Source organism: Anaerolinea thermolimosa, from assembly GCF_001050195.2.
In the GTDB taxonomy this organism is placed as follows: Bacteria; Chloroflexota; Anaerolineae; order Anaerolineales; family Anaerolineaceae; genus Anaerolinea; species Anaerolinea thermolimosa.
Genome location: NZ_DF967965.1, coordinates 1,628,141 through 1,645,929, shown reverse-complemented (window position 1 = coordinate 1,645,929; position 17,789 = coordinate 1,628,141). Strand labels below are relative to the sequence as shown.

Sequence of the window (17,789 nt, the reverse complement as noted above, 5' to 3'; positions counted from 1 at the left end):
CTTATTGCTCCAGCGATTTACTAAGGTCAAGAAGGCTTAGATCGAGAGGCTTCTGTTGCCCAACAACATCTGAATAAGGGGTTGTTGTAATCTGGCCTCGGATCATTCCCACGAGGACTCCGGTTTCTTCACGCGCTATTGCGTCAGTAGCGCCCGCGCCGAGTCTGGTTGCAAGGATGCGATCGTATGCACCGGGGGCGCCACCTCGTTGAACGTGTCCCAACGTGGTAGTGCGAACATCAAAGCCAAGGCGTTCCTGATGTTGCTTAAAATAATCGGCCAAAGCCTGGGCATTATACTTCGCCCCTTCGGCTACGACGATCAGGGCATGAGCCTTTCCCCGTTCATAAGCCCGGCGAATTTCACTGGCAATATCTTCCGGGTGGATTTCAATCTCAGGGATGACAATGGCTTCCGCACCCCCTGCAATCCCGGACATGAGCGCAAGATAGCCACACTTTCGTCCCATCACCTCTACAAGGAAGGCACGGTGGTGAGAAGAAGCAGTGACTTTAAGCCGATCAATGGCTTCCAGTGCAATATTTAAAGCAGTATCGACACCAATGGTAATATCGGAGCCAAAAAGGTCGTTGTCAATGGTAGACGCTACACCTACCACAGGAAATCCCATCCGGTTTAATTCATAAGCGCCTGTTTGTGAGCCATTCCCCCCAATGACCACAAGGGCACTAATTCCCCTTTGTTTCAGCTGGTCAATGGCTTTCTGTCGCCCTTCAAGGGTTTCAAAATCAGGGCAGCGGGCACTACCCAGAATGGTGCCACCCTGTTGGATAATTCCCCCCACATCACGATTGCCAAGTGGACGGATATCGCCGGAGATCAATCCTTGATACCCATGCTGAACACCATACACTTCCCATCCTTTATAAATGCCAGTACGCACCACAGCTCGAATGGCTGCGTTCATACCGGGAGCATCTCCACCGCTGGTCAGTACCGCAATACGTTTCATGAGCCGAATCCTCCCTGGCTGGTTCGTGGCACAACCCCATGAACGGGGTTTACCGTGGACTGTTTATTTCTTAAGAAAAAAATGGGTAATGCAATTTCGAATTATACCCATATAATACGAACTTATGATGCAAACATTGTGGCGTTCCATTACTTATCGTTTTTTTCCCTCACAACCCATTCCGGGGCAATATAAAGATATTTTCTTACATCTCTTCCTGGACATGGCCTGGGTTGGAGTATTGAGCGGATCGACGGTGGCCTTTCTGGGGGTCTATGCTGCACGGCTCGGAGCGAGTCCGGGGCAAATTGGGTTGCTTAATGCGGTTCCTGCGCTGGTAAATCTGTTGCTTGCCATCCCATCCGGTCGCTGGATGCGAGGTCGAAGGTTGGGAAGAGTGGCTTTTTGGTCTTCTGCGGCGGCGAGAATTTTCTATCTGGGTTTCGTTTTTTTACCCCTCTTATTTTCTCCAGCAGTCGAATTATGGGTGATTATTCTAATTACGCTCGTTATGAATGTTCCATTGACTGTGCTCAATGTGAGTTTCAATGCCTTTGTTATTGAAGCGGTGCCTTCACAATGGCGAGCTTACGTCGTGGGTGGGCGAAATGGGCTTCTTTCAGTAGTTGCTCTATGCTTTACATTACTTAGTGGCCAAATTCTTAACGGAGTTACGTTCCCCCTGGGTTATCAGATCGTTTTTGGAATTGGATTTCTTGGAGCGGCGATGAGCAGCCTGCATTTGTTTTTCCTGGGCAGGCTTGATTCTCGGCAGAGTGTAGTGAGCACAAGCGCTGAGGAGACGGACGAACCGATTCGAAAAGAGGTTGTCTTGACCAGGAGCAATCCGGAGATTAGCCGATACATCCGTGTGCTTTTATTATTTTTTGGATTCCACATTTCGCAATGGTTGGTTATTCCTGTGGTGCCGCTGTTTACAGTAAATTACCTGAGGCTAAATGACTTTCAAATTGGGGTGGGATCGGCAATGTTTAACCTGGTAGTTTTTATTGGGTCTTTTTACCTGAGTAAAGTCACGGGGCGGTTTGGTAATCATCGAACAACTGCGATCAGTATGATGGGGCTGGGAATATTCCCGGCGTTACTGGCTTTGTCTCACGGATTTTCCTTCTTCATGGTGGCGCAGTTTGTGGGTGGAATCTCCTGGTCTATTCTGGCGGGGGCGATGTTTAACTATCTGGCCGATAGTCTTCCATCAACCAATCGTGCCGGGGCATTCTCCTGGTATATTCTTGTCAGCAATGGGGCAATTTTGATAGGTTCTCTCCTGGGACCTCAGTTTATAAACTGGTTAGGATATCCGGGAGCGCTGTTGTGCTTTGCGGGGTTACGTATTCTGGCCGGATGGGCAACTTTACGCTGGGGTTAGGCGAATATGTTAAAATGAGCGCATGAAGACTCCAGGAATCAAAGTCGTTGCTACCAATCGTCGTGCCCACTTTGAATATTTTTTGCTTGAGAAGCTGGAAGCGGGGATCGCTCTTGAAGGCACGGAAATCAAGTCCATTCGAGCCGGGCAGATTAGCCTGGCAGAGGCCTATGTGCGGGTTGATGGACGGGAGGCCTGGTTAATGGATGCGCATATTGCTCCGTACAATCCCGCCAGTCGTTTTAACCATGATCCACGCCGTCCGCGGCGATTACTTCTCCATAAGCGAGAAATCCTCTCTCTCTGGAACGCTGTTCGGCAAAAGGGGGTGACCGTCATCCCGGTTCAGGTCTACCTCAAAGATGGGCGAGCGAAGGTGGAAATAGCGATAGCTAAAGGGAAAAAACTCTACGATAAACGTGCGGCGATTGCTGAACGGGATGTGGAACGGGAGTTACGCCGCGAAGAACGAGAACGACAGCGTTATTGAAAACATGTCTTTCTGGAGCCTGAATGATCGGTAACGACTGGGTTGCTCTCGGCCTCACCCTGGGTCTGGCTATCATCTGGTTGCGGTTTAATGATTTTTTAGCCTTCCGTGGTTGGATCAGTGGCCAGCTTTCACGAAAAATTATTCACCTGGGAACCGGCCCAATCTTTGTGCTTTGCTGGCTTTTCTTCAGTGACGCTGGCTTTGCCCGATGGCTGGCGGCGCTGGTTCCGGGGGCGATTACAATGCAGTTCGTTCTTGTAGGTGCAGGAATTATTCAGGATGAGCAGGCGGTTCGAGCAATGTCCCGGACAGGAGACCGACGAGAAGTTCTCCGCGGTCCCCTGCTTTATGGAATGGTGTTTGTCGTCCTAACGCTCTTGTTCTGGAAAAATTCCCCCGTGGCAATTGTGGCTTTAATGCTTCTATGTGGCGGGGACGGTTTGGCAGATATTGTTGGCAAACGACTTCCTTCAGCAACCCTTCCGTGGTCGCCCAGGAAAACCTTGCTTGGTTCGCTTGGAGTATTTTTTGGAGGAGCAATTCTTTCGATACTGGTCGTCAGCCTATTTGTTGGTCAAAATGTTCTTCACGGGCCGTTAATCAAGTATTTACCGGGCATTTTTGTCATTTCTTTTGCAGGTATGGTGGTGGAATCTCTCCCATGGAAGGATATTGACAATCTAACCGTACCGGTGGTGGCGACGCTACTGGGGTTGTTGTTCTGGGGATGAAGATATGATTGAAATTAATGGATATGGGTTAAGCCTGGAAGCCATTCGAAAGGTAGCCCGACATCATGCCAGTGTGGTTCTGGGAGATGAAGGGCGTGCGGCTATTCTTCGATCACAACGAATATTGAATGAAATTGTAGCCACCGATCGCCCTGTGTATGGCATAAACACAGGCTTTGGAATTTTTTCTGAACAACGCATTCCTCGTCGGGATTCAGCGACCTTAAGCCGGAATTTAATCTTAAGCCATGCGGTAGGCACAGGAGCACCGTTGCCTACCGAGGTCGTACGCGCGGCGATGCTGGTACGCGCCAATGCCTTAACGAAAGGGTACTCCGGAGTGCGGGTAGAGATTGTGGAAACCCTGTTAAACATGCTTAATGCCGGGGTAACTCCACTGGTGCCAGGACAGGGATCGCTGGGGTCTTCGGGAGATTTATTACCTCTCTCGCATCTCGCGCTTGTCTTTACCACCGATGCGGAGGATCGAGCAGAGGACTCGGGGTTTGCTGAGTATCAGGGTGAGATTCTCGATGGGAAGACTGCTATGCTGAGAGCAGGTATTCCCCGGTTGCGGCTTGGCCCTAAAGAAGGGCTGGCTCTGAATAATGGAGCTACTTTCAGCGCAGCCATAGCTGCCCTTTCAGTAGAAGATGCCGATTATTTATTAAATGTGGCTGACGCGGCTCTGGCGCTCAGCCTTGAAGCTGTGATGGGTTGTCGATCTGCTTTTGACCCACGCCTGCATCGGGCTCGTTCTCATGTGGGGCAATTGACCGTTTCTGAGCACGTGTTGAAATTAACCGATGGAAGTCAGTTACTTGATGCTGCCGGACGTATTCAGGATGCTTATTCATTACGATGTGCTCCTCAGGTGAATGGAGCAGCTCGAGATACCCTTGTCTTTGTACGTCAAATTATCGAACGAGAAGTAAATGCAGCTACAGATAACCCGTTGATCTTTGAGAATGGCGAGGTGCTTTCGGGGGGGAATTTCCACGGAGAACCTGTCGGCATGGCAATGGATTTTCTGGCCATTGTGATGGCTGAGGTTGCGGCTATTTCAGAACGGCGAATTTTCCGATTGACGGATGGTAAACTCAACGGAGGACTTCCTCCGATGCTGGTTGATACTCCTGAAGATGCGGGGCTCAATTCTGGCCTGATGATGCCTCAGTATACTGCGGCGTCTCTGGTGCTCGAAAATCAAACCCTGGCTACCCCTGATTCAGTACATTCTTTACCTACCTCAGGGGAACAGGAAGATCATAACGCCAATTCAATGACCGCCGCTCGACATGCCCGTGAGGTTTTATTTAACACTGCTCATGTCCTTGCTATTGAATTGTATACCGCGGCCAGAGCACTTGATCTGCGTCTACGAGCTTTGCCGGGTTTGAGGCCAGGTAGAAGAACTTCGATGATCTATCATTCTATCCGGGAGAAAGTACCATATCGCGCAGGAGATGCCTGGTGGGGGCCAGAGATTGAGGCCGTGAAGGAAATGATCCTTAATCGAGAATTTGAGGAATTGACTGACCTGTGAAGGATACGGGAAGGTTAAAAGATCCTAATCATGGATAGAGGGCAACCAAATTTATAATGGAATGATGGGAAAAGATATGGAACTTCCAGAAAGAGGGCTGACACGACGTCAGTTTTTGAAATTCTCTGTAGCAGCTATGGGCACGCTGGCTATGACTCCCTGGAAATACTGGAGTCAGATAGCCTCTGGCTGGGAAGAAAATGGTAAATACGGGCGCGTGTGCCTCGGTAAAGTAAACATTCGGGTTAAACCCGATCCAAATGCGGCTACAACCAAAGAGATTTATGATGACGCGGTTGTAGTCTGGTTACGGGAGGTGGTTGGAAATTCTCCCGGATATGGCAGCCGGCGCTGGGTCGAAACACCGGATGGATATATCTACTCGCCCCGATTACAACCTGTATATAACCGCCCGAACAAGGTTGTGGATGAGCTTCCTGTTGTCAATGGGGAAAGGGGCATGTGGGCAGAGGTAACCGTTCCATATGTGGATATCATCATCGCTAATCCGCCCATTCGTACGCCTTCTTTGAAGAATGCCCAATATCCTCGTTTGTATTACAGCCAGGTGGTCTGGATTGACGACCTGAAAATTGGCTCGACCGGAACACCTTTATATCGCATCAACCAAAAATACGGCACGTATGGCGATATTTTCTGGGCATCCGCCGAAGCTTTTCGTCCCATCACTGTTGAAGAAATGAAGCCTCTGAGTGAAGAGGTGGAAAATAAAAAAATTGTAGTTAACGTCACCCGGCAAACGCTGTCATGTTATGAAGATGGACGGGAAGTTTATTTTGCCCGGGTTTCTACCGGGGCGAAATTTGACGCTTATGGGAATGCCGTAGATAAATGGTCTACACCTCTGGGGCCACATCCGATCTACCGAAAACTGATGTCGCTACATATGAGCGGTCAGACAACCGGTGATTATACTGCCGTGCCGTGGACGTGTTTTATCACCGGCGAAGGGGTTGCTGTGCATTCCACGTACTGGCATAATGACTTTGGAATTCCGCGTTCTCACGGATGCATTAATGTTGCACCGGATGATGCAAAATGGGTCTTTCGGTGGAGCTATCCGTATGTTCCGGTTTACCCTGGGGAGCTGGATGTCTCTAAAGAATGGCCGCCGGTAGGTACGGTTGTGGAAGTAGTGGAATAGAAGGGAAGCAAGATGGACGTCTCTTTAGGTTTAGCGTTTCTGGCTGGAATGGCTTCTTTCCTTTCTCCCTGTGTTTTTTCCCTGGTGCCGGTATATATCGGTTATCTGAGCGGGCGTTCGCTGGCAGCAAAGAGGGCCGAGGGTGGTGAGAAGCGCCTGGAAACCCTGGCCCATGGTGTTGCCTTTGTGGTGGGGTTTAGCGTGGTTTTTATTTCCCTCGGGGTAGCCGTTTCTTTTCTGGGGGGAATTCTTTATGATGTGCGTACCTGGTTGGCAAAAATCGGGGGTGTTCTGGTTATCATTTTTGGGCTGCACATGACCGGGATTATCCGGCTTTCATTTCTTGAATATGATTTGCGGCCGCGAAGCAGGGAAGATCGATCCCGGAGTTATCTTTCTTCAGCCTTAATGGGAGTGTTTTTCTCAGCAGGTTGGTCGCCGTGCGTGGGCCCGGTGTTGGGCGCTATTTTAACTTTAGCTTTGAATGGCGGATCGGTACTTAAGGGAGTCCAACTCCTTTCGGCATATTCGGCTGGCCTGGCTATTCCGTTTCTTATCGCCGCTCTGGGGATTGGATGGGTAACACAGATTCTACGCCGGTATGGAAAAGTAATGCATTGGGTTGAAGTTGCGATGGGCGTGGTGCTGATCATTGTTGGTGCAATGTTATTCATGGGCACATTTAATACGCTGGGTCGGTTTGGGTTTTTCGTTGATCTTGGGCTTTAAGGGATGAATCCTCGATTACGCAGCGTCTTCATCCTCGCAGGTGGATTGTTCCTGGGGTTGATCCTGGGAGGTTTTCTTCTGTTTTTATCGCTTCATAGAGATCCGGGGAATAAACGTCCCCTGCCGCCCACTACTGGTGAGCCAATGGCTGACTTTTCACTCACCGGGCTTGACCGGAGAACAGTCAGGCTCTCAGATTTGAAAGGGAAACCGGTAGTGTTGAACTTCTGGGCAACCTGGTGTCCTCCATGCCGGGAAGAAATGCCACTTTTCGAGAAGTATTCCAGAGAATATAGAGATCAGGTCACAGTAGTTGGAGTAAATTATGGAGAAGACGCTGTGACCGTGCAAAATTTTGTCGCTGAGAATAAAATAACTTTTCCCATCTGGCTAGACCCCAAAGGAGAGATTTCAGATTTATACTACATCGATAGTTACCCCAGTACATTTTTTATCGATGGTCAGGGTATTTTACGTGCCCGCCATATTGGGCAACTGGATGAAGACCTGCTTAAAAAGTATTTGGCGATTTTGAAAGTTACACCATGATCACTGTCACTCTGTATTGTAATGGGCAAGACTCTGCCTGCCAGGCAGTTAAGGCACTCCTGAACGAACTGGAAAGAGAGTTCCCACATCGAGTTATTGAGATCGATATCAATCGCGATCGCGCCTTAAAGAAAGCTTTTGAGGCGCGGGTACCTTTGCTTCAAATTGGCCCTTACCAATTGGAAGGGGAACTCACCGCTCAACGGTTGCGCGTTGCACTGGGGGCCGCTACCGACAGGGTCACACAGCTGGAGAAAATCGGAGATAAAGGCTACCGGGATCGGGTGGCGCGCGGGCAGACTTTAACCGGTGGAGATCGATTATCACTCTGGATCAGTAAAAATTACATTCATGTTTTTAATATTCTCATTTTCATTTACGTAGGGTTGCCCTTTCTGGCACCAGTACTTGTACGGAATGGAGCTGTTTCTACCGCGAACCTTATTTATCGCATTTACTCGGTGGTGTGCCATCAACTGCCATTTCGATCCTGGTTCTTATATGGGGAGCAGGCATTTTATCCACGCCAACTTGCCGGGATGGAAGGGGTCATATCTTACGAGCAGGCCACTCATGAAGAACAGATTGACATTTTCAACGATCGATGGTTTATCGGGAACGCCCAATTAGGCTATAAAGTGGCTCTCTGCCAGCGAGATGTGGCCATTTATGGGGCGATGCTCATCTTTGGGATCGGGTTTGCATTATCGGGAAGGAGAATTAAGCCCCTGCCCTGGTATCTCTGGGTTGTGATTGGTCTGGGGCCAATTGCTCTGGATGGATTCTCGCAGCTTCCAGGAATTATTGGAAATGTACCGGCCTGGTTGCCTGTCCGAGAGAGCACTCCTCTTTTAAGAACACTGACAGGATCGCTGTTTGGAGTGATGACTGCCTGGTATTTGTACCCCATGATTGAAGAAACGATGCTGGAAACTCGCCGGATTATTACCCGTAAAATGGCCACGGTAGAACAACTGGCGACAAAGGAAAATTAAACGATTATGCCGTTCAACCAGAAGGATGCGATAGAATGGTATTTTTTTGATCTCTTTGCTGAGGAAAAGAGCCTGATTCAGGCTGTGGTGACGCGAAAAGGAGGGATTAGTCCGCATCCGTGGGCTTCGTTGAATATGGCTACTTCAGTGGGGGATTCACGGGAGAATGTACTAGAAAACCGGCGCCGGATTCAGCAAGCGCTAGGTTTGCAAAAGGCATGGTTTTTTGATGTCTGGCAGGTACATGGCACGAATGTGATCGCTACCCGGTCGCCGCGCCTTCCTGGTGAACCTCACCAGAAGGCGGATGCCATGATGACCGATCATCCAGAGGTCGCTTTACTGATGTTATTCGCCGATTGTGTCCCTATTTTTCTTTATGATCCCATTCACCGGGCAATTGCCCTTGTTCATGCAGGATGGCAGGGCACTGTTTCCCATGTGGTGCAACATGCTGTGTCGCGCATGAAAGAGTATTATGGGACAAAAACGCAGGATCTTCTGGCGGGGATTGGGCCATCCATCTGTCAAAAGCATTATGAAGTGGGTGAAGAGGTGATTGAACGGGTGAGAACAAAGTTTCAGGAGAGTGACGGTTTGCTGTCTCACACGGATAATGGCAAGGCTCATTTTGATTTATGGCAAGCCAATCTACAAATTTTACTTGAGTGTGGTTTACAAAACGACCATATTCAAGTGTCTGGAATTTGCACTGTTGAAGATCCAGAACGATGGTATTCTCACCGGGGAGAACAGGGGAAGACCGGCAGGTTTGGTGCCGTACTGGCGCTCAGACAGTGAGGGGCATGCATGGAACAACGCGTTGAACAGATAAGGAATAATCTCAACCGGGTTCGAAATGAGATTGAAGCTGCTGCAAAGCGGGCCGGACGCAATCCAGATGAGGTGCAAATTGTAGTGGTGACAAAAGCCCAACCAATCGATGTGGTTCGGGACACCTTACTTGCTGGCGCAAAGATCCTTGGGGAGAATTACCCAGAAGAGACGTTACCGAAAATTCTGGGGTTAAAGGATGAATTTGCTGTAGAATGGCACATGATTGGACACTTGCAGAGTCGGAAGATTCCTATCGTTGTAGAATGGTTTCAGATGCTTGAATCTCTGGATGGGGTCGATCTGGCGCTTAAACTTGAAAAACGGCTTGCAGACGCTGGTAAGGTTCTACCGGTTCTTCTGGAATTTAATGTTGGGGGTGAGGCGAGTAAATCGGGTTGGGATGTTTCCCGAGAGGAGTTGTGGGAGGGGGTGCTTCCAGATGTGGAAAAAATTCTGACCCTTCCTCATCTCAGAGTAAAGGGGCTGATGACCATGCCCCCGCTCATGGAGCACCCAGAACAATCTCGCCCTTATTTTACCCGTCTTATCAAATTGCGAGACTTCCTGGCCAAACGGTTTCATGGAGTAGATTTTTCAGTTGTATCCATGGGAACGAGTATGGATTATCCGGTTGCCGTCGAAGAAGGCGCCACCTTAATACGTGTCGGGACCGCCGTTCTGGGGCCACGACCAGCCAAGAATCTTTCATCTTAAGGAGTGATATGGGCACATTCCTGGTCATTATCATTGAAACGATCGGGCGAGTTCTCACTTTGGCAATAATTATTGATGCGGTACTTTCGTTTATTCTCTCGCCATATCATCCTGTTCGAGAGGCTTTTGGCCGGATTCTTAATCCTTTATATGCGCCTATTCGGCGTGTCCTGCCAGCGATGTGTGGATTCGATTTTTCTCCTCTAGTATTGATTCTATTGATCCAGGTTGTGGTCTCTCTTCTGGTTTCGCTGGTTTCATTGATCAGGTGATAAAGATGAGGAAAAATAAAACCCTCCGTTTTCATGATGGTCAGGCCGGTGCGGCTATTACGGTACGAGTGATCCAGAATGCCAACAGGAACGAGATTCATGCCATTCGGGAAAATGGTTTAATCGAAATAAGGCTTACCGAAAAGAATCCGGAGCGAGTCAATCAAGCCCTTCTTGCTTTTCTTGACGGAATTTTTGGGGGAGCAACGCACCCTTTGGAAATTGTTGCAGGTATTCAAAGCTCTGAAAAACTGATCACTGTATTAGGGTTAACCGCTGAGCAAGTGCAGGAACAGGTTCTGGCACAGATGTCTCACAAGTAAGGATGTATTACCTCAGAGTAAGATCTATCAGCGCTGGTGTAAGGTTAAATCACAATACTTTATGGGGTTGAGGGAGTGGAATCCCACTGATCGCCCAGTACCAGATGGTTTGTAAAGCAGCCTCTGCGATGATTTGATCTCCGCTGAAGAACATGGTGTAGACATCCAGAATGATCTGATCGTCTACAATCGTTCTGGCATATTCCAGAGCTGCTTGTTGTTCTTCCGGCGATCCTGTGGTCAAAACCTGGTGAATTAAATTGTGTGCCGGGGCATTGGGGAGGACGCCTGATCCATGCCTGGCAGCAAAAGCAATTAACCATCCACATTCCCATGGCCTGGGTAAAGGTTGGGGTATGTGAGGGTCACTGGTTTGAAGGGTTTCGAGGGCCTGGGTGGCCGCATTTCGCACCACCCACTGGCTGTCTTCGATGGCCATGGTTTCCAGGGTTTGTTTGGCCCAGGTAGTTCGGATCCGCATCAATCCAAAGACCGCCGCCCGGCGGGTGAGGATATCATCGAGGGTTGCGGCTTCTTTAATGATTTCGTAACCGCTTTCGGGTAGTATGGCCAGGGTTTCTGCAGCTGCCTGGCGCATGTTTTCATCCCCTTTTATTAAAACCTCTGCAAGCGTGTGAATGGCTTTATCGTTATTGATGCCCCCCAGTGCGAGGCAGGCTGCTAGCCTGACGGGTTCCTCGGGATCACCAAGAAGAGGTATCAAAGCATCTACCAGAGAAGGATCTCCCAAAGCTCCTGCACCAAGCAGACTGAGACGGCGAGTCTCTGGAGACGGGGAGGAAAAGAGTTGTCGGAAGAAACGTTGAAGTGAAGGGTCACCTGAACAGGTAAAGCCTGCGATTAGCCGTGCCCGTAACCCCAGGGGCAAAGATGCATCCTGGATCAAGTTAACCATGGTGCGGAAAAGTTGTGGCCGCCATGAGGCTCCGGGAGCTGCATCGGCCAGCCAGCGGCTTGCCAGAGTGATTCGGCTTACTATGGGTGACGAATCACGCTCGATAAAGTCGCTCATCCAGGCTGCTTCATTGCTTCGGGCGGCAAGGTAATGAAGTGTGCTCTGGTACAAAGGCCAGTGAGCTTCCTCAAGCAACTTTCCGAGTTCTTCAACTGTGACCTGAGTGGCGGATAAAATTCCCGCAAAAGCAAGAGATGTAAAGCGTACCCATTCGCCAGCATGTTCTGCAAGAAGGCCTGCGTTGATCAGTGTCTCCAGGATCTGTTCCCCTGTGGATAGTATGAGGTCTCTTTTTTTGCCTCGTCGCGAAGAATGTCTCAATCTATCCTCAGATGTTTCCTGTTCCTGAGATAAAACTGTGGGTTGTCTGGGACCAGTTTGTTCGGTGAGAAGTCGGTCAAGATCGTTGAACTTCAGCGCGGAGACTCCGTGGGAAACAAATTCATGGGCAAGCTTTTCAAGGATGGGACGCGTCACCAGTCCCCCCACGAAGCGATTAAGGTATGACTCAATAGCACCGATTCGTGTTGGACCCTGGATGTCACCGGAATAAGCCCCCCATATTTTTAACGTCCATTCCAGAGGGGTAAAAAAGCCGGTTTCAGAGACCAACCAGTTGTCCAGTAGATTATTAGGTATCGTGTGGACTGAGGTTTGTCGGGCCACCTGTGGGGCAATATATTTTTCCCAGGCCAAACTCCATTTTTGGAGAAACTCACGGTATTCTTGTTTCGACCAGGGGACAATAGCTAATGGAATGGCATTGAGATCGGATAACCCATCGATCCATTCAGGAGCGGATGACACGGCCATCCGATTTCCAGGATAACGATCGAGGATTAATTTGAGGTACTGAACTACCGATCGTTTCTGATCCTGATTAAGTTCATCCAGGCCATCAAGCAAAATCAGTGCATGGCCTTCGCGAAAGCGCTCGATGATCAGCCGTTTAATCTGCCCCTGGAGGTAAAGCGGTGCGTGGCTTGAGAATGCGCGGTAAAAAGGAGCAAGGAGATCCTTTTCGCTTTCTTCTATGGTTAAATCCAGCCCGTGAAGAAGAAAGGGAGCATAATCCATTAAAATCCCTGACGCAGTCTCGCGTCGGGCCACCTGACAGGCCAGATGAGCCAGGCAGACGGTCTTTCCGCTTCCTGGTTGACCAATGACTGCAATTACACTCCCGGCGCTCAGGGCTTCGGCGAGGGTCAGCCGGGGATATCCCAAACGGGATGGAATTTCAGGCCAATCCGGAAGATAGGGAATCACCTGTTCAGAGATCGTCTCGGGTTGTGGCGGATTGCCGGGGCCGGAATGGACAGGAGGTGCCAGCAGCCAGGGTTGAATTAAAAGTTCGTCCAGGGAGAAGAGGCTTGATGCTACATGCCAGTGTTGAGCCTTTTGAATCGCCTGTTTACGAAGGTATAGATTGGCTCCGCTCAGGTTTCGCTCACGGATATACCGAATCAGATGTACAACCCGGTCGCGTAGAGCGGGATAGAGAGGCCTTATTCTTCCAAGCAACCACCAGAAGAGCGTTGCTGCGATAAAACCTAACCAGAATGATACCTGATCGAGGGAGGTTGGAAGCCTGGGCATAACTGTAGTTTATCCTGCATAAAGAATACGCCCGCAGGAGGCGCAATAGAAAAGCCGCGACTGGAGACGCGCGCTCTGAGCTTCAGATGGCCGGATAGGTGCGCCACAAGCAGAACAGGCCTCTTCTTCTACTTTACTCACAGCAATTCCGTTTTTCTGCTGACGGAGTTGAAGATACATCTGGTAATTTTCGGGGGCTATTGAAGGTAAGATAGCCTGTCGCTCAGCTTCCAGGTTCTTTTCTCGTGCCAATAACTGGTCTTTTTCTCCCATCAGCCCGGCTTTTTCTTCAATCACTTGAGCCTGAGTACGTTCGAAGGCGGCCTTGGCAGTGGTGAGGATGCTTTCAGCTTCCTCGAATTGAATCATGGCATCTAATTGCCGGTCTTCCAGGGTTTTTAGAAGTTTCTTCAGAGTATTTAATTCAAGCTGAAGGTCCTGTAATTCCTTTGGATTTTTCACCCGGCCTGAGTAAAGCGTTGATTCGGTTTGTTCGATTTTAATTTGTTGTTCTGCAACCGTGTATTCGATGCTGCGAAGCGCCTGACGGGAAATTTCTTTGGCATGGGCAGCTTCTTCAAGAGATTGTTTCGCCTGGGAGAGGCGCTGGTCTTCCTGGATTATCCGCTCAATTTGGTTCAGACGAGTATGGATTTGATCTAGTTGAGAATCAACGATTTGGAGTCGATACAGGTATCCTGCCTGGTTCATACCAAAATTATAGATGGAGACAGGATTAGAAGCAAGTAAATCACCGGGGCTGGATATTTGTCCGCTATTTTTATATCAAGTATACTGAATATGAGCCTATGAAATCTAAAATCAAGCCAATTGGGCTGGCATTTCTGGTACTGGTGATCATGAATTTACCCTTTTACCTGGCTTTCCGGGCCGGGGGGGAGCAATATGAATTTGCTGGTTTCTTGCTTAATCCACTGGATGGCAATAGCTATCTAGCCAAGATGCAGATAGGATGGTCGGGAGCATGGAAATTTGATTTGCTTTATTCCCCTCTTCCTGGAAAGGGGGCTTATCTTTTTTTGTTTTACATCTTCTTAGGAAAGCTTGCCCGGTGGTTGCATTTATCGCTGATCATTGTTTTTCATGCAGCCAGGGTCCTTGCCAGTGCTTTCTTAATGTTTACTTTATGGAAATTTTTCGAGGGGTGTTTTCCTGATCGGCCTGGGGAAGTCTACCGGGCTTATTCTCTTGCCTTAGTTGGAGGAGGGCTGGGCTGGCTGAGTGCCATTGCGGGCTTTGGGTTAACGGGTGATTTCTGGATCGCGGAGGCCTACCCCTTCCTTTCCATGTTTGTCAATCCCCATTTTCCTTTAGGGCTGGCCTTGATTCTCTGGGTTGTTTATCTTAGCCTGAGAGATCGGCCGGGTAATTTCTGGCTTTCTGCCGGATTGGTGGCGTTGCTTGGGGGTGTTCAACCGTTCGGTGTTGTGATAGCGGCATTACCCATGATGGCAGCTGCCTTGATCGGATTTCCGAGAGTAAAGCGGGATGTTTTATTAAGGAATTCAATCATTCTTTTACCGGGGGCTATTGTACTGGGATATCAATTTATTACCATACACTCCGACCCTTTACTCGATCTATGGAACCGGCAAAACATCACCCTGACGCCTCCTGTGTGGGATGGGTTCATCTCGTTTGCCCCGGCGATTCTTCTGGCCATAGCGGGAGCGGTTTGGACATGGAAAGCACAGCCCTCTATGAAGGTACTCACTATTTGGGCAGTGGTTGGCTGGGTATTGATCTATCTTCCCTTTTCCTTACAACGAAGGTTTATGACCGGCTATTATCTCCCTGTCACCGGCCTTGCGGTGGCCGGGATGACGGTGGTCGCAAAAAAAATGTCGGCGTTTAACCGCTGGGGTTGGCCAGTTATCTGGTTTCTATCTATCCTGACCAATCTGTTCATTCTTTTATCTCTTTTTAGGCCCATTGCTTCTCACGATGCTTCACTGTTTTTATCAAGGGATGAGGTTTCAGTGTTGAATTGGATCACTCATCATACTGAACAGCAAGCCGTGGTACTGGCCAGTCCGGAGATGGGGGTTTTTATTCCTGCCAGAACAGGGCGCAGGGTGGTTTACGGCCATCCCTTTGAAAGTGTGAATGCTGACCGTGCCCGTAAAGAAGTTGAGGCATTTTATTCGGGCCGGCTTTCCTCAGAAGCAATGAAGGCCTTTGTAGAAGCAAACCATGTGGCCATTGTTCTTCTAGGCCCTCGAGAAACCAGTTATGGGTTAATAGAACTACCCGATGAGTTTACCCTTGTAGATTCAATTGGAAAAATTCAAATATATCAGCCTTGAGTGTTCATGAAATTTCAGAAGTTATCCCTTTTTTGTGTCTTTGGGTTACCACTCTTTCTACTGTTGCCTTTTCTAAACAGTTTCTTTTTCACGGCTGGATCTCACTTTTCCGATATGGCTATCACCCATTATCCTAATGCGTTGACAATTCAAAAAGGGGTGACCCAGAAAGGTGAAATTCCACTCTGGTCAGACGCGATCCTGGGGGGTTTTCCGTTAACAGCCAATCCTCTCTCTGGTTTACACTACCCACCGGGTTGGTTGGCTTTGCTTTTTCCATTGCCTGCAGGGCTTAATTTACTGGTTGCGCTTCACTTGATCCTGGGAGGAGTTGGAATGTATCGATTCCTCCGGGGAGAGGGGGTAAGCCATGTAGCCAGTACCTTCGGTGCCATGGCGTGGGAGGCAATGCCCAGATTATGGGCACACTTTGGGGCAGGTCACCTGACCCTCCTTTACGCCTCCGGCTGGATTCCATGGTTGTTAGTTGCCCATCGGAGCGCCTTCCATCTTAGAAGCAGGTTTCCAGTCTTCCCGGGAATAATCTCTGGAATGATTATTCTGGCAGACCCGCGTATGTTGCCTGTGGCGGGATTACTTTGGATTGGATATGGATTGATGCGGGTGGGCCGGCTGATTACAGGAATGGGTCTGATTCATCAGGGGCTCAGGGGAGTCATGAATCTGGCAATTGCTGCAGGAATTGGAGCTGTTTTAATCGTTCCACTGGCGGAATTTCTCCCACTTTCCACACGGGCTCAGATGACCATTGAAGATAGGCTGGTGATGTCGCTGCCGCCGGAGCGATTAATAGGTCTGGTTGTTCCTGAAATGGGTGGAACCCCGGAATGGGTGGTGTATGTAGGTTCAGTGGTGTTAAGCCTGGGAATGATCGGGCTTTGGTCATCCGGGTTTCGCAAGCGTATTCTGTTCTGGGGGGCAGGGTTGGTGCTGTTCACCCTTCTGTCCTTCGGGGAGCATCTTCCTGGATATACCTGGTTAACTCAACTGCCGGGGCTGAATCTGTTACGAGTGCCCTCAAGGTGGTTGATCGTGGCGGATTTTTGCTGGATTGTTATGGCCAGTTATGGCCTTGAAATGCTCTGGGCTAATCCGGATTTTTTGGGAAGGTTGCCCAAATTTAATCCTTTACTGGTAGTTTTGGGCCTGGGCTTCTTAATTCTGGCCCTGATTCCTCCAGTCTGGGCGTTTAGTAAAGTATTTCCGCTGCGATTGGCCTGGGGTGCTCTGGGATTCCTGGGGGTGTTTGTCTGGCTGGTTCTTGGCCGCAAGGGTGTGAATGCGACACATCGGTGGTGGATCTTCTGGATTTTCATCTGGATGGCGATAGACCTTTGGGGGGTAAATGCATTAAGCAATTATCGATTGCCAGCGGAAAAGGTGGTCAAAGAAAAAGCAACCATCGCAGAGATCATTTCACGAGAAGGGTGCGGGAAAGAAGGGCCTTTTCGGGTGTATTCCCCATCCTACAGCCTGCCGCAACAGACAGCGGCCTATTACGATCTCCAACTGGCAGATGGGGTTGACCCCCTTCAGCTGGGTGCGTATAGCTTTTTTATGGAACGGGCGGGAGGATATGAAAATGAGGGATATAGCGTGACTCTTCCGCCGTTCCGGAATGGAGAGCCTGCGACCGATCAGATTTTATCAAAGCCAGACTCTCGGCGTTTAGGTTATTTGAATGTATGTTTTCTGGCAACAGAATTTCCACTGGGTGAGAGTGGGTTGCGACTGGTGGGTAGATTTCAAACAACCTATTTGTATAAAAATCTAAATGCTCTCCCGCGCAGCTGGGTTCAGAGTGAAATGACCAGCCTGGGAGAGGGTATTCTCTCGATACCTGCACTAAAATCTATACGTGCCAATCGTATCATTCTTGACGCCCAGGGACCTGGCCTTCTGGTACTGTCAGAGATCTATTATCCTGGGTGGCGAGTCAGCGTGGATGGTCATTCGTCTGAGGTGGTTCCGGTATACGGGGTTTTCCGGGGGGTTGTTTTACCTGCCGGAGAGCATGAAGTGGTTTTTCAGTTTACACCTCTCTCCTTTTTTACTGGGATGAGTATAAGTCTGATTACATTACTTATTACGGGAATCCTTTGGATGAGAAAACTCGTAATCAGGAAAAGAGAAAGTTAGTAGAGAAAGATCC

The 17,789-nt window shown here is 49.2% G+C and carries 17 protein-coding genes; 14 read left to right on the top strand and 3 right to left on the bottom strand.

Annotated features, from left to right (window positions below; genetic code table 11):
* Position 1 precedes the first annotated feature (1 nt).
* Positions 2–973 (bottom strand): 6-phosphofructokinase, encoded by a 972-nt coding sequence (gene pfkA, locus ATHL_RS07460; RefSeq protein ID WP_062191661.1) that lies wholly within the window; start codon positions 971–973, stop codon positions 2–4.
* Positions 974–1,097: 124 nt separating this feature from the next.
* Here pfkA and ATHL_RS07455 point away from each other — a divergent pair, with 124 nt between their 5' ends.
* The 12 genes from ATHL_RS07455 to ATHL_RS07400 all read left to right on the top strand — a co-directional run bounded on the left by ATHL_RS07455 (position 1,098) and on the right by ATHL_RS07400 (position 10,717).
* The gene (locus tag ATHL_RS07455; protein WP_084001256.1) at positions 1,098–2,363 is read left to right on the top strand and encodes an MFS transporter; all 1,266 of its coding nucleotides are present in this window, start codon (positions 1,098–1,100) and stop codon (positions 2,361–2,363) included.
* Between the two features lie 22 nt (positions 2,364–2,385).
* Positions 2,386–2,853: an SsrA-binding protein SmpB gene (gene smpB, locus ATHL_RS07450; RefSeq protein ID WP_062191656.1), complete on the top strand. Its 468-nt coding sequence runs from the start codon at positions 2,386–2,388 to the stop codon at positions 2,851–2,853.
* A gap of 23 nt (positions 2,854–2,876) precedes the next feature.
* Entirely contained in the window at positions 2,877–3,587 is a 711-nt protein-coding gene (locus ATHL_RS07445; protein ID WP_062191654.1) for a diacylglycerol/polyprenol kinase family protein, read from the top strand.
* Between the two features lie 4 nt (positions 3,588–3,591).
* On the top strand, positions 3,592–5,133 hold the full coding sequence (gene hutH, locus ATHL_RS07440; protein WP_062191651.1) for a histidine ammonia-lyase: 1,542 nt from the start codon (positions 3,592–3,594) through the stop codon (positions 5,131–5,133).
* A gap of 61 nt (positions 5,134–5,194) precedes the next feature.
* Positions 5,195–6,298: a L,D-transpeptidase gene (locus ATHL_RS07435; protein WP_062191648.1), complete on the top strand. Its 1,104-nt coding sequence runs from the start codon at positions 5,195–5,197 to the stop codon at positions 6,296–6,298.
* Between the two features lie 12 nt (positions 6,299–6,310).
* On the top strand, positions 6,311–7,027 hold the full coding sequence (locus ATHL_RS07430; protein WP_062191645.1) for a cytochrome c biogenesis CcdA family protein: 717 nt from the start codon (positions 6,311–6,313) through the stop codon (positions 7,025–7,027).
* A 3-nt stretch (positions 7,028–7,030) separates the two neighbouring features.
* A complete protein-coding gene (locus tag ATHL_RS07425; protein ID WP_062191643.1) occupies positions 7,031–7,576 on the top strand; it encodes a TlpA family protein disulfide reductase in 546 nt (181 codons plus the stop codon).
* On the top strand, positions 7,573–8,571 hold the full coding sequence (locus ATHL_RS07420) for a DUF2085 domain-containing protein (protein WP_062191640.1): 999 nt from the start codon (positions 7,573–7,575) through the stop codon (positions 8,569–8,571). The genes ATHL_RS07425 and ATHL_RS07420 overlap by 4 nt, the downstream gene beginning before the upstream one ends.
* A 6-nt stretch (positions 8,572–8,577) precedes the next feature.
* Positions 8,578–9,372, top strand: coding sequence for a peptidoglycan editing factor PgeF (pgeF, locus tag ATHL_RS07415; RefSeq protein WP_062191638.1), 795 nt, complete (start codon positions 8,578–8,580; stop codon positions 9,370–9,372).
* 9 nt (positions 9,373–9,381) lie between these two features.
* A complete protein-coding gene (locus ATHL_RS07410; RefSeq protein WP_062191635.1) occupies positions 9,382–10,122 on the top strand; it encodes a YggS family pyridoxal phosphate-dependent enzyme in 741 nt (246 codons plus the stop codon).
* A gap of 8 nt (positions 10,123–10,130) precedes the next feature.
* A complete protein-coding gene (locus tag ATHL_RS07405) occupies positions 10,131–10,394 on the top strand; it encodes a YggT family protein (protein ID WP_062191634.1) in 264 nt (87 codons plus the stop codon).
* Positions 10,395–10,399: 5 nt separating this feature from the next.
* Positions 10,400–10,717 carry a DUF167 family protein gene (locus ATHL_RS07400; protein WP_062191632.1) on the top strand — a complete coding sequence of 106 codons (318 nt, stop codon included), beginning with the start codon at positions 10,400–10,402 and terminating at the stop codon, positions 10,715–10,717.
* A 49-nt stretch (positions 10,718–10,766) separates the two neighbouring features.
* Here the strand turns inward: ATHL_RS07400 and ATHL_RS07395 are convergent, their stop codons facing one another.
* A complete protein-coding gene (locus ATHL_RS07395; protein ID WP_062191631.1) occupies positions 10,767–13,289 on the bottom strand; it encodes a HEAT repeat domain-containing protein in 2,523 nt (840 codons plus the stop codon).
* A gap of 9 nt (positions 13,290–13,298) precedes the next feature.
* Positions 13,299–14,000 (bottom strand): zinc ribbon domain-containing protein, encoded by a 702-nt coding sequence (locus ATHL_RS07390; protein ID WP_062191629.1) that lies wholly within the window; start codon positions 13,998–14,000, stop codon positions 13,299–13,301.
* A 98-nt stretch (positions 14,001–14,098) separates the two neighbouring features.
* Here ATHL_RS07390 and ATHL_RS07385 point away from each other — a divergent pair, with 98 nt between their 5' ends.
* Together ATHL_RS07385 and ATHL_RS07380 are read left to right on the top strand one after the other, a co-directional pair.
* Positions 14,099–15,616, top strand: a complete 1,518-nt coding sequence (locus tag ATHL_RS07385) for a hypothetical protein (RefSeq protein ID WP_062191627.1) — start codon at positions 14,099–14,101, stop codon at positions 15,614–15,616.
* A 141-nt stretch (positions 15,617–15,757) separates the two neighbouring features.
* Positions 15,758–17,776: a YfhO family protein gene (locus tag ATHL_RS07380; protein WP_162787637.1), complete on the top strand. Its 2,019-nt coding sequence runs from the start codon at positions 15,758–15,760 to the stop codon at positions 17,774–17,776.
* The last annotated feature ends 13 nt before the right edge of the window (positions 17,777–17,789 follow it).

Bases quoted from the DNA above. Each gene is read 5' to 3' on its own strand.
- pfkA (WP_062191661.1), bottom strand. From the start codon at position 973: ATGAAACGTATTGCGGTACTGACCAGCGGTGGAGATGCTCCCGGTATG.
- ATHL_RS07455 (WP_084001256.1), top strand. From the start codon at position 1,098: ATGATGCAAACATTGTGGCGTTCCATTACTTATCGTTTTTTTCCCTCA.
- smpB (WP_062191656.1), top strand. From the start codon at position 2,386: ATGAAGACTCCAGGAATCAAAGTCGTTGCTACCAATCGTCGTGCCCAC.
- ATHL_RS07445 (WP_062191654.1), top strand. From the start codon at position 2,877: ATGATCGGTAACGACTGGGTTGCTCTCGGCCTCACCCTGGGTCTGGCT.
- hutH (WP_062191651.1), top strand. From the start codon at position 3,592: ATGATTGAAATTAATGGATATGGGTTAAGCCTGGAAGCCATTCGAAAG.
- ATHL_RS07435 (WP_062191648.1), top strand. From the start codon at position 5,195: ATGATGGGAAAAGATATGGAACTTCCAGAAAGAGGGCTGACACGACGT.
- ATHL_RS07430 (WP_062191645.1), top strand. From the start codon at position 6,311: ATGGACGTCTCTTTAGGTTTAGCGTTTCTGGCTGGAATGGCTTCTTTC.
- ATHL_RS07425 (WP_062191643.1), top strand. From the start codon at position 7,031: ATGAATCCTCGATTACGCAGCGTCTTCATCCTCGCAGGTGGATTGTTC.
- ATHL_RS07420 (WP_062191640.1), top strand. From the start codon at position 7,573: ATGATCACTGTCACTCTGTATTGTAATGGGCAAGACTCTGCCTGCCAG.
- pgeF (WP_062191638.1), top strand. From the start codon at position 8,578: ATGCCGTTCAACCAGAAGGATGCGATAGAATGGTATTTTTTTGATCTC.
- ATHL_RS07410 (WP_062191635.1), top strand. From the start codon at position 9,382: ATGGAACAACGCGTTGAACAGATAAGGAATAATCTCAACCGGGTTCGA.
- ATHL_RS07405 (WP_062191634.1), top strand. From the start codon at position 10,131: ATGGGCACATTCCTGGTCATTATCATTGAAACGATCGGGCGAGTTCTC.
- ATHL_RS07400 (WP_062191632.1), top strand. From the start codon at position 10,400: ATGAGGAAAAATAAAACCCTCCGTTTTCATGATGGTCAGGCCGGTGCG.
- ATHL_RS07395 (WP_062191631.1), bottom strand. From the start codon at position 13,289: ATGCCCAGGCTTCCAACCTCCCTCGATCAGGTATCATTCTGGTTAGGT.
- ATHL_RS07390 (WP_062191629.1), bottom strand. From the start codon at position 14,000: ATGAACCAGGCAGGATACCTGTATCGACTCCAAATCGTTGATTCTCAA.
- ATHL_RS07385 (WP_062191627.1), top strand. From the start codon at position 14,099: ATGAAATCTAAAATCAAGCCAATTGGGCTGGCATTTCTGGTACTGGTG.